This is a genomic window from Rhizobium phaseoli (genome assembly GCF_010668805.1).
GTDB classification, from domain to species: Bacteria; Pseudomonadota; Alphaproteobacteria; order Rhizobiales; family Rhizobiaceae; genus Rhizobium; species Rhizobium phaseoli_A.
This window is the reverse complement of sequence record NZ_WUFT01000008.1, coordinates 152,189-165,203: the sequence shown is the minus strand read 5'-3', so window position 1 is coordinate 165,203 and position 13,015 is coordinate 152,189. Positions and strand designations below refer to the sequence as shown.

Annotated in this window: 12 protein-coding genes; 6 read left to right on the top strand and 6 right to left on the bottom strand. The window is 63.3% G+C overall.

Translation table 11 applies throughout. The annotated features are described in order from the left end of the window. Positions 1–386: 386 nt before the first annotated feature. Positions 387–851, bottom strand: coding sequence for a cupin domain-containing protein (locus GR197_RS14390; RefSeq protein ID WP_164010625.1), 465 nt, complete (start codon positions 849–851; stop codon positions 387–389). Between the two features lie 341 nt (positions 852–1,192). Between GR197_RS14390 and GR197_RS14385 the strand changes: the two genes are divergently transcribed. After that, complete coding sequence (locus tag GR197_RS14385) at positions 1,193–2,011, top strand: sugar phosphate isomerase/epimerase family protein (protein WP_164010623.1); 819 nt, start codon at positions 1,193–1,195, stop codon at positions 2,009–2,011. 24 nt (positions 2,012–2,035) lie between these two features. On the opposite strand, the gene GR197_RS14380 is transcribed toward GR197_RS14385, so the two are convergent. Continuing rightward, the gene (locus GR197_RS14380; RefSeq protein ID WP_164010621.1) at positions 2,036–3,079 is read right to left on the bottom strand and encodes a zinc-dependent alcohol dehydrogenase family protein; all 1,044 of its coding nucleotides are present in this window, start codon (positions 3,077–3,079) and stop codon (positions 2,036–2,038) included. Positions 3,080–3,329: 250 nt separating this feature from the next. Here GR197_RS14380 and GR197_RS14375 point away from each other — a divergent pair, with 250 nt between their 5' ends. Next, entirely contained in the window at positions 3,330–4,217 is an 888-nt protein-coding gene (locus tag GR197_RS14375; protein WP_164010619.1) for a branched-chain amino acid aminotransferase, read from the top strand. Between the two features lie 299 nt (positions 4,218–4,516). Here GR197_RS14375 and GR197_RS14370 read toward each other — a convergent pair whose 3' ends face one another. Beyond that, a complete protein-coding gene (locus GR197_RS14370; RefSeq protein ID WP_164010617.1) occupies positions 4,517–5,419 on the bottom strand; it encodes a LysR family transcriptional regulator in 903 nt (300 codons plus the stop codon). 138 nt (positions 5,420–5,557) lie between these two features. Here GR197_RS14370 and GR197_RS14365 point away from each other — a divergent pair, with 138 nt between their 5' ends. The 4 genes from GR197_RS14365 to nadE all read left to right on the top strand — a co-directional run bounded on the left by GR197_RS14365 (position 5,558) and on the right by nadE (position 10,722). After that, the gene (locus GR197_RS14365; protein WP_164010616.1) at positions 5,558–6,799 is read left to right on the top strand and encodes an HlyD family secretion protein; all 1,242 of its coding nucleotides are present in this window, start codon (positions 5,558–5,560) and stop codon (positions 6,797–6,799) included. 78 nt (positions 6,800–6,877) lie between these two features. Beyond that, on the top strand, positions 6,878–8,491 hold the full coding sequence (locus GR197_RS14360) for an MDR family MFS transporter (RefSeq protein WP_164010613.1): 1,614 nt from the start codon (positions 6,878–6,880) through the stop codon (positions 8,489–8,491). 110 nt (positions 8,492–8,601) lie between these two features. Then, positions 8,602–9,807, top strand: coding sequence for an adenylate/guanylate cyclase domain-containing protein (locus GR197_RS14355; RefSeq protein WP_164010611.1), 1,206 nt, complete (start codon positions 8,602–8,604; stop codon positions 9,805–9,807). 81 nt (positions 9,808–9,888) lie between these two features. Continuing rightward, a complete protein-coding gene (gene nadE / locus GR197_RS14350; RefSeq protein WP_164010609.1) occupies positions 9,889–10,722 on the top strand; it encodes an ammonia-dependent NAD(+) synthetase in 834 nt (277 codons plus the stop codon). Positions 10,723–10,858: 136 nt separating this feature from the next. Here nadE and GR197_RS14345 read toward each other — a convergent pair whose 3' ends face one another. The 3 genes from GR197_RS14345 to GR197_RS14335 form a co-directional block, all read right to left on the bottom strand. Further along, the gene (locus tag GR197_RS14345; protein WP_246724570.1) at positions 10,859–11,809 is read right to left on the bottom strand and encodes an NADP-dependent oxidoreductase; all 951 of its coding nucleotides are present in this window, start codon (positions 11,807–11,809) and stop codon (positions 10,859–10,861) included. Positions 11,810–11,943: 134 nt separating this feature from the next. Then, positions 11,944–12,303: a nuclear transport factor 2 family protein gene (locus tag GR197_RS14340; protein WP_164010607.1), complete on the bottom strand. Its 360-nt coding sequence runs from the start codon at positions 12,301–12,303 to the stop codon at positions 11,944–11,946. Further along, entirely contained in the window at positions 12,300–12,983 is a 684-nt protein-coding gene (locus tag GR197_RS14335) for a glutathione S-transferase N-terminal domain-containing protein (protein ID WP_164010605.1), read from the bottom strand. Before GR197_RS14335 ends, GR197_RS14340 begins: the two co-directional genes overlap by 4 nt. Between the last annotated feature and the right edge of the window lie 32 nt (positions 12,984–13,015).

Sequence of the window (13,015 nt, the reverse complement as noted above, 5' to 3'; positions counted from 1 at the left end):
ATTAGTGATTCGGCAGGAGCCGCCCATGTGGCGGCGCGTCATTCGCAATGATCTGGAAGAAGGCCGCGCTCTGCGGGATCTACCCGAGGTGAGGCGGAGGTCATCGCGCCGTCTACAATGGTCGCCAGCTTCCTCGGCCGGAAGATCCCGGCTGGAACGGGCGGAGCTTGTACTGGATGGGTCGCTGTCGGGCATGTCGCAATTTTGGCGGTGAAACGATGCCGGCGCAAGAGGCGCCGGGCAAAAATCCTCATAGCCTACTGATGTGACAGTTTTGAAAACGGCGGCAATGCGGCATTCTGATTGAAGGTTTTAACAGTATTGTTCGTGTTTCCGCATGATGCCGAAAGCCGCTCGAAGCGATCCGGCATCACGCGCTCGCGCCATCAAGCCGCCAGAATGGTGATCCCGTAAGCATTGGCCGCCGCCGTCATGCGGGCGATAGTCTCAGGCGAGGGGGCTTTCAGCGGCTCGGTCGTGCCTTCCGCTTCGATAAATTCCGCCATGTCGCGATCGACGATCGCGGAAAAGACAGCCGGGGCCGTCCCGCGGTTGGAATAGCCGTGCACCATGAAGGGCGGGATGGTGACGATGTCGCCTGCGCCGGCCTCGATCTCCTCAGGGCCGTTGTCGGTGAGCCGCCAGATCGTCAAACGTCCCTTGAGGATGCGAAACACTTCCGGGCTCGCATGCGCGTGTTTCGGCGTGCGGCTGCCTGATGGTACGGTGACGTCGAAGATGTTGAGCCAGGTTCCGCGGATACGGACCTGTCGCTCGATCCGGTCGCCGAGGACGAAAAAGCGCTTCGCCTCTTCGCCGGCAGGCATTGTCACAAATGAGTTGGACATCATGTCCCTTTCTTTATTCGGGCTTTTCTCCCGGGGCTTTTTCTTGCGGGCGCAGCCGTTAGACCTTTGCACCACCTTTGACAACAGCCTTGTTACCGAAGGCACCGTCGCCACATAGCTCGGGCATGGGACATGCCTCATGAAGCTGAGAGGCTGATATCGGTGTGGCGGATCTATTTCGCAAGGTCCGCCAGCGCTGTGCCAGCCGTGCGGAAATGACAGGGCTGCGGCGTTTCGAAAGGCCCCCAGCCTGTAATACCGCCGACACAGAAGGGGCGCATAGAACGCGGCGGCTGTTCCGGCCATCCCCATGCCGTCACGGCGTTCATCGATGGAGCACACCCATGACTTCTCTTCCCGTCGTCGGCGCCGCCATGACGCTCGATGACGTCGAGCTTCACCGGGACTGGCTGTTCGAAAAATCCCGCGATCTCGAATTGCAGAGCTTCGTCGATGCCGAGGTTCTGAACGGCGACTGGGCGCCGCTTGCTGCGCGCGCCCGCAAGCTTCTCGACGGCCATACCGGCCGTCTCGGCATTCACGGCCCGTTCTGGGGTTTTACCATCGCCTCGGAAGATCCCGATATACGCGCCGTCGTCTCCAGGCGCCTGCTGCAGGGCCTCGACGTCTGCGCCGCCATCGGCGCGACACAGATGGTCGTCCACAGCCCTTACACCTCGTGGTCTTACAACAATCTCGACAACAATGACGGCGCCCGCGAAGCTTTGATCGAGCGCACGCACATAACCCTGCGCGACGCCGTCAGGCGCGCCGAGGATATCGGCTGCACCATGGTCATCGAAAACATCGAGGACAAGGATCCTCATATCCGCGTGGCGCTCGCCGACAGCTTCAATTCGCCCGCCGTCGCCGTCTCGATCGATACCGGCCACGCCCATTATGCCCATGGTTATACCGGCGCGCCGCCTGTGGATTATTACGTCAAGGCCGCCGGCAACCACCTGCAGCATGTCCATCTGCAGGATGCCGATGGCTATGCCGATCGCCACTGGAGCCTCGGCGAGGGCTCGATCCACTGGCGCGCCGTCTTCGCAGCCCTTGCCAAGCTCGAAAGCAATCCGCGCCTGATCATCGAGATCAAGGACAAGTCGAAGATCCCGGCTTCCGCAGCCTATCTCGCCTCGATTGGGGTGGCTGAATAAGGCCGCTTGGCCATCCTGCCTGCCTCATGAAAACCGCGTGATCACGCTGATCCCCGTCGCCTCCGCCTTGTCGAGCGCCATCAGCGCCGGGACGGCTTCCTCCAGGCTGACTCGCCGTCCGATCAGCTTCTGCGGCGCGATCTTGCCGGCGGCGAGCATCGACAGCATGGCGTCGTAGCGCCAGGCCTGCATGCCGTGGCTGCCGTAGATCTCCAACTCGTGGCCGATCACCTGCGCCATCGGGATCTGCGGCGTGGCATGTTCGCCGAGCATCAGCCCCACCTGCACATGCCGGCCGCGCCGGCGAAGATTCTTGATCGAGTTGAAGCAGGTGGCGGGATGGCCGAGCGCGTCGATCGAGACATGCGCGCCGCCCTTGGTGATCTCGCGCACCGCCTCGGCCACGTCGGCAACGCCTGAGGCATTGACCGTCGCCACCGCCCCGCACTCCCTGGCGAAGGCTAGTTTCTCCTCGGAAATATCGATGCCGATCGCATTGGCGCCGATCGCGGTGGCGATCATGATCGCCGACAGGCCGACGCCGCCGCAGCCATGCACGGCGATCCATTCGCCAGGCCCGGTGCGGGCCTGGTCGGCGACGGCGCGAAACGAGGTGGCGAAGCGGCAGCCGAGGCTTGCCGCCGTCGCATCGTCGATCGTCTCGGGCAGGTGCACCAGATTGGTGTCAGCATAGTCGATCGCCACATATTCGGCGAAGGATCCCCAATGGGTGAAGCCCGGCTGGAACTGGTTGGGGCAGACCTGCTGGTTGCCGGAATGGCATTCGCTGCAATGGCCGCAACCGGAAACGAACGGCACGGTCACCCGGTCGCCCACTTTGAAACGCATCACGCCGCGGCCGGTGGCGACGATCTTTCCGGCAAGCTCGTGCCCCGGCACATGCGGCAGGCGGATATCGGGGTCGTGTCCCATCCAGCCGTGCCAATCGCTGCGGCAGAGCCCGCTGGCGCCGACCGATATGACGACGCCGTCCTCGGAAGGCGTCGGATCGGGCAGGGTGCGGATCTCGGGCGCCTGTTCGAAGGCTTCATAATACATGGCTTTCATCGGCGTCTTCCCTTGCTGCTGTCCGGCGATTTGCCCCTATGATCGCATGCGGCATGCCTCCGTTCCAACGGTCCATTCGATCATTTTTGCTGATGCACCCATCGCTTCAGCCAGAGGCGTCGCGCACGAATATTGCGGCCCGGCCGCATCCTTCGGCATATTCTTGCTTCTGCATTTGCCGCCCGGATTTGTCCTTGACCCCGCCTGCCGCGGCGGCTTTTGCTGTCTCGACTTGAGAGGGGAGGGCAATATGGCCGTTGATACATCACCGCGTTCAACCACCTGGACTCATGTCGACGGGGAATGGCTTCCGGGCAATCCGCCGCTGATCGGGCCGACCTCGCATGCCATGTGGCTGGGCTCGACGGTCTTCGACGGTGCCCGCTGGTTCGACGGCATCGCGCCGGATCTCGACCTGCATTGCCAGCGCATCAACCGCTCCGCGCTTGCCATGGGGCTGAAGCCGGTGAAATCAGCCGAGGAAATCGCCGCGCTCGCCTGGGAGGGCGTCGGGAAATTCGACGGCGCCACGCCGATCTACATCAAGCCGATGTATTGGGGCGAACATGGTTCGCCCGGCAGCGTCGTCTCCGTCGATGCGGAATCGACCCGCTTCGCGCTCTGCCTGTTCGAGGCGCCGATGGGCGGCCATGGCGGCACCAGCCTCACCGTCTCGCCGTATCGCCGCCCGTCGCCTGAGACGGCGATGACCGAGGCGAAGACCGGCTCGCTCTATCCGAACAGCGGCCGGATGATCGCCGAGGCCCGCAGCCGCGGCTTCGACAATGCGCTGGTGCGCGATCTCAACGGCAATGTCGTCGAAACCGCCTCGTCCAACGTCTTCATGGTGCGTGACGGCGTGGTGATGACCCCGGCTGCCAACCGCACCTTCCTTGCCGGCATCACCCGCGCCCGCGTCATCAGCCTCTTGCGCAAGGCCGGTTTCGACGTCGTCGAAGCAACGCTGTCCGTCGAAGATTTCCTCGCAGCCGACGAAATCTTCACCACCGGCAACTACTCCAAAGTCGTCGGCGTCACCCGCCTCGACAGCCGCGACTTCCAGCAAGGTGCCGTCACCCGCAAGGCGCTGGACCTTTACATGGACTGGGCCCATGGCCGAAGCGAAAGTGAGGAGTGAGCCGCGGTCCCGCAAAGCGGGAGCAATCGATCCTGTGAATCGATTGCAACGACGAACGCCCGGAGCGCGAGCGAAGGGCTGGCGCGGTTCGGCGTAGCAAAATCCAAGTCTGCGCCGGCCCCTCATCCGCCTGCCGGCACCTCTCCCCGCTTGCGGGGCGAAGGGGACATGCCGTGGCCTCTCGTTCCCCGCAGACCTTTCGCGGGGCACGTCCCCTCTCCCTGTCTTTTACGGGGAGAGGGCTAGGGTGAGGGGCAGCTTTCTGGCGTCGAGGTCAGACGCTGAACCTTCACGCCCCCTCACGTCATCCATTTCCGATGCTCCGCAAATCTCTCCGCCAGGAGATCGATGAACAACCTCACTTTGGTCGGCAGGTGGCTGCGGTTGGGGTAGACGGCGTTGATGTTGAATTCTACCGGCCGGTAGTCCGGCATGATCTTCACCAGCCGGCCTTCGGCGATGTCGTCGAAGACCACGAAGCTCGGCGCCAGGAAGATGCCCTGTCCGTTCAGCGTCAGGAAACGCAGCATCTCGGCGCTGTTGGAGACGACGTTGCCGCCGATCTTGACACTCTCCTGCTTGCCCTCGCCATCCTCGAAACGCCATTCCTCGCCATAGGGGTAGTAGGCATATTGCAGGCAATTGTGATCGGCGACCTCGGCCGGGCTTTTCGGCATCGGATGGCTCTCGAAGTAGGCCGGCGAGCAGACCAGCATGTGGCGCCAGGGTGTCAGCTTGCGGGCGACCAGCGACGAATCCGGCGGCGGTACGGTGCGCATCACCAGGTCGTAGCCATCCTCGATCATGTCGACCATCCGCTCGCCGACGCTGAAATCGAGCGCGATCGACGGGTAGAGTTCCATATATTCGCTGACGACAGGCAGCAGGAACCGCACGATGGCGCTGCTGGTATAGACCTTCAGCGTGCCGCGCGGCGTCGTGTTCAGCGCCCCGGCCGTCCGATCCGCCTCATCCAGTTCGGCGAGGATCTGCGACGAGCGCTCATAGTAATATTTTCCGGTTTCCGTCAGGCTGACCTTGCGTGTCGTGCGGTTGAGCAGCCTGACGCCGAGCCGCTCCTCCAGCGATTGCACGTGATTGCCGACCATGGTCACGGACATGTTGAGCCGGCGCGCGGCAGCGGAAAACCCGCCGCATTCCACCACCCGGCCAAAGACGGCGAGGCTTGTCAGTCGATCCATATTGTCTCCGGATTATCCGCTGAGAGTTGATGATCCTTCCCGATATAAGCAGATTATCAGAATGATTGGCAGGGTGCATTTTCCTTCGCATCGAACAGGGCCCCGCAGAAACGGGGCGACAGACGAAGGAGAAGGACGATGGTCGAGTTACCCCGCAAGGATGTTTTCGAAAGTGCCGGGCAGGCCGAGTCGATTTTGGCCGAAGAAACCGCCCGGGCGCCCGCCGCCGAGGCGGCTCCCATGCGGGTCGCCGAAGCGCCGATTGCCGACGCTCCCAAAAAGACCGGCCGCGCGATATTCAAGCGCGCCGTCATTGCCGCTGCGCTGCTTGCCGGCGTCGCCTTGTCAGGTGATTTCGGCTACCGCTACTGGACGGTCGGCCGCTTCATCGAATCCACCGACGATGCCTATGTAAAGGCGGATTACACCACCGTCGCCCCGAAGGTCGCCGGCTATATCAGGCAGGTTCTGGTCAACGACAACGACGCGGTCAAGGCGGGCCAGGTTGTTGCCAGCATCGACGATCGTGATTTCCAGGCCGCGCTTTCGCAGGCGAGAGCCAATCTGAAGGCGGCCGAAGCCGCCATCACCAGTATTGATGCCCAGATCGCCCTGCAGCAGTCGGTCATCGGGCAGGCGAGGGCGACGATCGATGCTTCGCAGGCCTCGCTGGATTTTGCTGTCTCCGACGCCGCCCGCTCGGCCCGCCTCATCAGCAATGGCGCCGGCACCCAGTCGCGCGCCGATCAGACCCAGTCGGCCCGCGACCAGGCAGCTGCCGCCGTCGAGCGCGACCGGGCGGCTCTCGTTGCGGCGCAGAACAAGGTGCCGGTGCTCCAGAGCCAGCGCGAACAGACGGTTGCCGAGCGCGACCGGGCAGCCGCGGCCGTTCAGCAGGCCGAACTCAACCTGTCCTATACGGATATCGTCGCCGCCGTCGACGGGACGGTCGGCGCCCGGTCGATCCGCGTCGGCCAGTATGTCACCTCGGGCACCCAGCTGATGGCGGTCGTGCCGCTGCATGCCGTTTATGTCGTCGCCAACTTCAAGGAAACGCAGCTGACCTATGTCCGTCCCGGTCAGTCGGTCGAGATCAAGGTCGACAGCTTTCCCGATATATCAATCAAAGGTCATGTCGACAGCGTTTCGCCGGCAAGCGGCCTGGAATTCTCGCTGCTGCCGCCTGACAATGCCACCGGCAACTTCACCAAGATCGTCCAGCGCATTCCGGTCAAGATCGTCATCGACGACCAGGCGCTGAGCGGCCTGTTGCGTTCCGGCATGTCGGTCGAGCCCGAAATCGACACCAAGGCTGTTCAGAGCGAGGCTTCGCAGGCCTCTGGGGCAGCCGAGCGGGGATTATCCAGCCACGCTGGATGATCCTTCTCTTATTTCCCGAATTATCACCCGAGCCCTGTCATGAGACAGTTTTCCGCAAGAGCCGGAAGGAGATATGTCATGGCCACTCTTCAGATCGCCGCCAACAGCAATTCGCGCAAGCCCGCCGCTGCAGCGCCCGTGCCCGCAGCCATGAGCCCGCTTCGGATGTGGACGGCTGTTGTCGGCTCGACGCTCGGCGCCTTCATGGCGGTGCTCAACATTCAGATCGTCAATGCCTCGCTTGCCGATATCCAGGGCGCCATCGGCGCCGGCAGCGATGACGGCGGCTGGATCTCGACCTCCTATCTGATCGCCGAGATCGTCGTCATCCCCTTGAGCGCCTGGCTGGCGCGGGTCTTTTCCCTGCGCAACTATCTGCTTGTCAACGCCATCCTCTTCCTGATCTTCTCCGTCGCCTGCGCCTTTGCGGCCAACCTGCAGCAGATGATCATCCTGCGCGCCATTCAGGGTTTTTCCGGCGGCGTGCTGATCCCGATGGCCTTCACCATCATCATCACGCTGCTGCCTAAGGCCAAGCAGCCGATCGGCCTTGCCCTCTTTGCCCTGTCGGCCACCTTTGCACCGGCGATCGGCCCGACGATCGGCGGTTATCTCACCGAGAACTGGGGCTGGGAATATATCTTCTACGTCAACCTGGTACCGGGCGCGCTGATGGTCGGCATGCTGTGGGCCTCGCTCGACCGGGCGCCGATGAACCTGAAACTGCTTGCCAAGGGCGACTGGCCGGGCATCGCCACCATGGCGATCGGGCTCGCAGCCCTGCAGACCGTGCTGGAAGAAGGCAACAAGGAAGATTGGTTCGGCTCGGATTTCATCCTCCGCCTGTCGGTTATCGCCGCCGTTTCGCTAACCCTGTTCATCGTCATCGAACTGAGGGCGGCCCATCCACTCCTCAACCTGCGCCTGCTGCTGCGCCGCAACTTCGGCTTCGGCATCGTCGCCAACTTCCTGCTCGGCATCGCGCTTTACGGTTCGGTCTTCGTGCTGCCGATCTATCTGACCCGCATCCAGGGCTATAATTCCGAGCAGATCGGCATGGTTCTCGCCTGGACCGGCATCCCGCAGCTGCTGCTGATCCCGCTGGTGCCGCGGCTGATGAAACGGTTCGACGTCCGCCTGCTGATCATCGTCGGCTTTGCCCTCTTTGCCGCCTCGAACTTCATGAACGTGCATATGACCGGCGATTATGCCAGCGACCAGCTGTTCTGGCCGAATATCGTCCGTGCCGTCGGCCAGGCGCTGGTGTTCACGCCGCTCTCGGCGATCGCCACATCGGGCATCGAGCAGGAGAATGCCGGTTCGGCGTCGGCGCTCTTCAACATGATGCGCAATCTCGGCGGCGCCGTCGGCATCGCCTCGCTGCAGACCTTCCTGTCGAAGCGCGAACAGTTCCACTCGAACATCCTGACCAACTCCGTCTCGGTCTTCGAGGAAGCCACGCGTGATCGCATCGCCAGGCTCACCGGCTACTTCATGAGCCATGGCGTCAGCGACCAGGCGCTCGCCGGCCACAAGGCCATTGTCGCCATCGCGCTCAAAATACGCAAGCAGGCCAATATCATGGCCTTCAGCGACACCTTCTTTCTGCTTGGCGTCGCCCTCGTCGTCGCCCTGGTTGCAAGCCTGCTTCTCAGGAAACCCGGTCAGCTCTCAGGTGGCGGTGCTCACTAGAGCAATTCCAGGAAAAGTGCGAAGCGGTTTTCCGTCCGGAATTGCGTAAAAACAAAGCCTAGAGCGGTTTGAACCGGTCTAGTCCCACCTGCTTCAAGGAGGACAACGCCATGATATCAGCGATCCATGCTCCCGATCTCGATCGGTTTCAGCCAAAGGCTGCCGGCCATGTCGTCAGCGCCGGGGCGCCGCTCTCGATTATCGAATGGCTTTCCGGCGATGAATGCCATGCGCTCGACGAAGCAGGTCTCGTCTCCGGCCTCGGCCGCCGGCTGCAGGCGCTCGGCATGCCGGTCGACCGGTTGACCCTGCATCTGATGACGCTGCATCCCGAGTTCATCGGCCGCACCATCGCCTGGGCGCCGGGCGAGCCGGTCGAGATCCACGATCGGGAACACGGCGCCCGGGTCGCCATCGCCAACACGCCGCTGCGCAAGGTCATGGAAACCCGCGAACCGCTGGTCGTCGATACCAGAGACAGCGTGCATGGCCGCTGGCAGCATATCGATGTCTTTGCCGATCGCGGCCTGATGCAGCTCGTTATCGCGCCGCTCTGCAATGTGGACGGGCCGGTCAGTGCCGCCGTCTTCGGCACCAGGCGGCCGGGCGGCTTCACCGCCTCGGAACGGCAGCTGATCGAGCGCATCCTGCCGGCGCTGCGCAACACCAGCGAGCTGCGCATCCTTCGCCAGGTCGAGCTCAGCCTGCTCGATACCTATATCGGCCCGCTGACGGCCAGCCGTATTCTTGCCGGCCGCATACGCCGCGACGAGATCGAATCGATGGAGGCGGCCCTGCTGCTCTGCGATCTGCGCGGCTTTACCGAACTGTCGAATAAGCTGCCCGGCAGCACCGTGCTCGGCCTGCTCAACGCCTATTTCGACAGGATCGTGCCGGCCATCACCCGCGAGGGCGGCGAACTGCTGAAATTCATGGGTGATGCCGTGCTCGCCTTCTTCCCGGGTTACGATGCCGCCCATTCCTGCGGCGCGGCGCTGGCATCGGCCCGCGCCATCCTCGATGAGATCGACCATTTCCAGTATGAGGGCATCGGCGTAAAGGCCGGCATCGCCCTGCATTACGGTGAGGTTAGCTACGGCAATATCGGCTCCGGCCGCCGCCTCGACTTCACCCTGATCGGCCGCGACGTCAACCTCGTCAGCCGCATCCAGACCGCCTGCAGCGAGTTGGGAGAGGCTTTGCTGATGTCGGAGCCGTTCCGCCAAGAGGCCGGGGCAGGGGATGTGGTCTCGGTCGGCGCGCATGGGCTGAAGGGGTTTGCGGAGCCGGTGGAGTTGTTTACGATCGTTAGGTAGGTGCGCGGCGGCACCACACACTTTACCCTTCCCCTATCTTTCGGCCATAGTGCCAACGAACTCCACAGCACCGAGGAACCCATGACCGTACTGTCCGACGAACAAGGCGAGATTATCCGCGAGTTGGGCGTCGCCGCCGATATCGATCCTGATCACGAGATCGAGCGGCGAACCGATTTTCTCAAGGATTATCTCGTGGCCTCGGGCATGCGCGGCTATGTGCTCGGCATCAGCGGTGGCGTCGATTCGCTGACGGCGGCGCTGATCGCCCAGAAGGCCGTGCGCGAGCTGCGGGACAGCGGCCATACGGCAGAGTTCATTGCCGTGCGCCTTCCCTATGGTGTCCAGGCCGACGAGGCCGATGCGACGCGGGCGCTGGCAACGATCGGCGCTGATCGTTCGATGGTGGTCAACATCAAGGAGCCGGCCGATGCGATGCTGGCGGCCGCTCAAAACGGCGGCCTTGCCTTCGCCGATGCCGGTCGCCAGGATTTCATCCTCGGCAACATCAAGGCCCGTCAGCGCATGATCGCTCAGTTCGCCCTTGCCGGCGCGCTCGGCAGTCTCGTGATCGGCACCGACCATGCCGCCGAGGCGGTCATGGGCTTTTTCACCAAGTTCGGCGATGGCGCAGCCGATATCCTGCCGCTTGCCGGCCTCAACAAGCGCCGGGTGCGCCTGCTGGCAAAACGGCTTGGCGCACCGGATGAGCTGGTGTTCAAGGTTCCCACAGCCGATCTCGAGGACCAGCGGCCGCTGCGCCCCGACGAGGAGGCCTATGGCGTCAGCTATGACGAGATCGACGATTTTCTCGAAGGCAAGCCGGTCGGCGAGATCGCCCGCCGGCGCATCTTCGCCGCCTATCGCGCAACCGCCCACAAGCGCGCTTTGCCGGTGGCCGTCAACGCGCTGTGAGGGCAGGCCCCAGCCGGCAAGCCCGACCCGGGAGATTGACACGGCTAAAGCATGATGCCGAAAACTGTCAGCGGTTCTCTTACGACATCATGCTCTGACTATCTAAAAGGCCGGGACCGCCCGGCCTTTGTTTGGTTCAGGCGACAACGGTAAGAACGATCTTGCCCTTGGCGTGCGGTCGGGTTCCCTCCAGCATCTCATGCGCAGCAATGGCTTCGGATAACGGCAGCACGGTGCCGACTTGGGTCACGAGCGCGCCTGATTCCACCATCGCCGCGATGTCGGTGAGCTCTGCCGTCGTTACCTCGACCAGGAAGAAGAGGGCCTCGACCGCGTGCGCCTTGGCAAGCTCCTGGTCCGGCTGGGATACCGCCGAAACCAGCCTGCCGCCGCGCTTCAGCACCGCAAAGGAGCGCGCCTGGGTTTGCCCGCCGACCAGATCGATGACGGCGTCGACCGCGGGGCTCAAATCCTCGAAACGCTGGCTGCGGAAATCGATCACCGTATCGGCGCCGAGTTTGCCGACCACCTCGACGTCGCCGCCGCTGGCCGTGGCAATGACGGTAAGCCCGGCTTTGCGGGCAAATTGCACCGCATAGGCGCCGACATTGCCGGCCGCGCCATGGATCAGCACGGTCTGCCCGGCCACAAGCCTCGCATGGTCGAACAGCGCCTGGCGCGCCGTCACCGCGATCACCGGGATCGACGACGCCTCGATGTCGCTGATCGTTGCCGGCTTGCGGGCGATCATGCCGGCGGCGGCAATGGCATACTCTGCGTAGGCGCCGACAAAGCGCGGATTGGTAACGCCGTAGACCGCATCGCCCGGCACCACATGGGTGACATCGGGCCCGACGGCTTCGACGGTGCCCGAGAGGTCGGAGCCGAGCGTCAGCGGCAGCGGCTGGGGCAGGGCGCTGTGGCCGGAGCGGATCCAGCCGTCCCACGGTCCGACACCGGCTGCCTTCACCTTTACCAGCACCTCGCCTGGACCAGGCATCGGGCGTTCGATTTCTTCTGGTACAATTGCCTGCGGCGGGCCAAAGGCATGCACTCTATAGGCTGTCATCGTCTGGCGCATTGTCATCTCCTGTTCTTGGGGAGCCGGCTCTTCGGCTTTCACGGGAGGCAAGATGCAGTCGGCGCAGCCTTTCGATAATCCGGGAAGTTCGGGAAGGATCATCCGGCGCCGGCGGATAATCGCCGGCGCCGGCAATGCCGTCAATTGCCTTTCACGTAGCCGAGCGCCTCGACGATCCTGCCGTCGGCCACCCGCATCAGGTTGACGCCGCGTACCGATTGCCCTTCGTCCTCTCCCCAGCAGAAGCGCCAGAGAAGGATGCCGCGTTCGCCGGTGACGATCAGGTCCTCGGAAACGAACCATGTGCCGGGTGTGGTTGCGATCCCGCTCCAGAGTTCGATGCAGGCCGCCCGTCCGACATGGCGCGATCCGTTCGGCGCCGGCTGCGTGTTCTCGACGATGCAGTCCTCGCCGACAAGTTCATCGAGTGCCGCGGGATTATGCGACAGGAACACATCGTTGAACCGCCGCAGGATCGTCTCGGTCGAAGCCGCGTTCATGGCCGCACCGGCGAGCCCGTTCGCCCCGAAGAGGCGACATAGGCATGCGGCGCGAAATAGACGCCGTCGGCATCGAAGGCTTCGAGATCTTCGATCTGCATCGCCTCGCGCACCTTCGGACGCGCCGCCACGCGGGCCGTGAAGCCAAGCAGCGCCGGCCATTTTCTGAGATCGACATCGATCCAGGGCGACCAGTTCAGGCAGACGAAGAGATAGGCGTCCGCCAACGTGAAGGCATCGCCGGTGAGATAGGGTCCGGCGAGACGGCCGTTCAGCCAGGTGAGCCGCTTTGAGATCAGCGCCCGGATCTCCGCATGCACGCTTGAGTAAAGCGGGTTGAACAGCATCACCATCGGCTTGTGCAGCTCGGCGGTGATGAAATTCAGATAGGATTGCACCTCGTTGCGGCTGATATTGCCAACCTCGGGCAGCATGGCTGATCCCTGCGGCACGCTGTCGGCGAGAAACTGCACGATCGCCGGCCCCTCGGTCAGCACCTTGCCGTCGTCGAGCAGCAGCGCCGGCACATAACCGTTGCCGTTGATCGAAAGGTAATCCTGTCCGTCGCTCGTCCTGTTGGTTTGCCGGTCGACCTCGATGAGTTCGATATCAAGCCCCAGCTCCCGGCAGACGATGTGCGGTGACAGCGAGCAGGCAGCGGCGTTCATATAGAGTTTCATGGCGATTTCCTCTCTCGGTTCCTCTCTTGGCG

What these genes read in the sequence shown, in the direction of transcription:
- nadE (WP_164010609.1), top strand. Translation starts at nt 9,889, where the DNA reads ATGACCGTACTGTCCGACGAACAAGGCGAGATTATCCGCGAGTTGGGC.
- GR197_RS14365 (WP_164010616.1), top strand. Translation starts at nt 5,558, where the DNA reads ATGGTCGAGTTACCCCGCAAGGATGTTTTCGAAAGTGCCGGGCAGGCC.
- GR197_RS14380 (WP_164010621.1), bottom strand. Translation starts at nt 3,079, where the DNA reads ATGAAAGCCATGTATTATGAAGCCTTCGAACAGGCGCCCGAGATCCGC.
- GR197_RS14375 (WP_164010619.1), top strand. Translation starts at nt 3,330, where the DNA reads ATGGCCGTTGATACATCACCGCGTTCAACCACCTGGACTCATGTCGAC.
- GR197_RS14340 (WP_164010607.1), bottom strand. Translation starts at nt 12,303, where the DNA reads ATGAACGCGGCTTCGACCGAGACGATCCTGCGGCGGTTCAACGATGTG.
- GR197_RS14370 (WP_164010617.1), bottom strand. Translation starts at nt 5,419, where the DNA reads ATGGATCGACTGACAAGCCTCGCCGTCTTTGGCCGGGTGGTGGAATGC.
- GR197_RS14390 (WP_164010625.1), bottom strand. Translation starts at nt 851, where the DNA reads ATGATGTCCAACTCATTTGTGACAATGCCTGCCGGCGAAGAGGCGAAG.
- GR197_RS14355 (WP_164010611.1), top strand. Translation starts at nt 8,602, where the DNA reads ATGATATCAGCGATCCATGCTCCCGATCTCGATCGGTTTCAGCCAAAG.
- GR197_RS14360 (WP_164010613.1), top strand. Translation starts at nt 6,878, where the DNA reads ATGGCCACTCTTCAGATCGCCGCCAACAGCAATTCGCGCAAGCCCGCC.
- GR197_RS14345 (WP_246724570.1), bottom strand. Translation starts at nt 11,809, where the DNA reads ATGACAATGCGCCAGACGATGACAGCCTATAGAGTGCATGCCTTTGGC.
- GR197_RS14335 (WP_164010605.1), bottom strand. Translation starts at nt 12,983, where the DNA reads ATGAAACTCTATATGAACGCCGCTGCCTGCTCGCTGTCACCGCACATC.
- GR197_RS14385 (WP_164010623.1), top strand. Translation starts at nt 1,193, where the DNA reads ATGACTTCTCTTCCCGTCGTCGGCGCCGCCATGACGCTCGATGACGTC.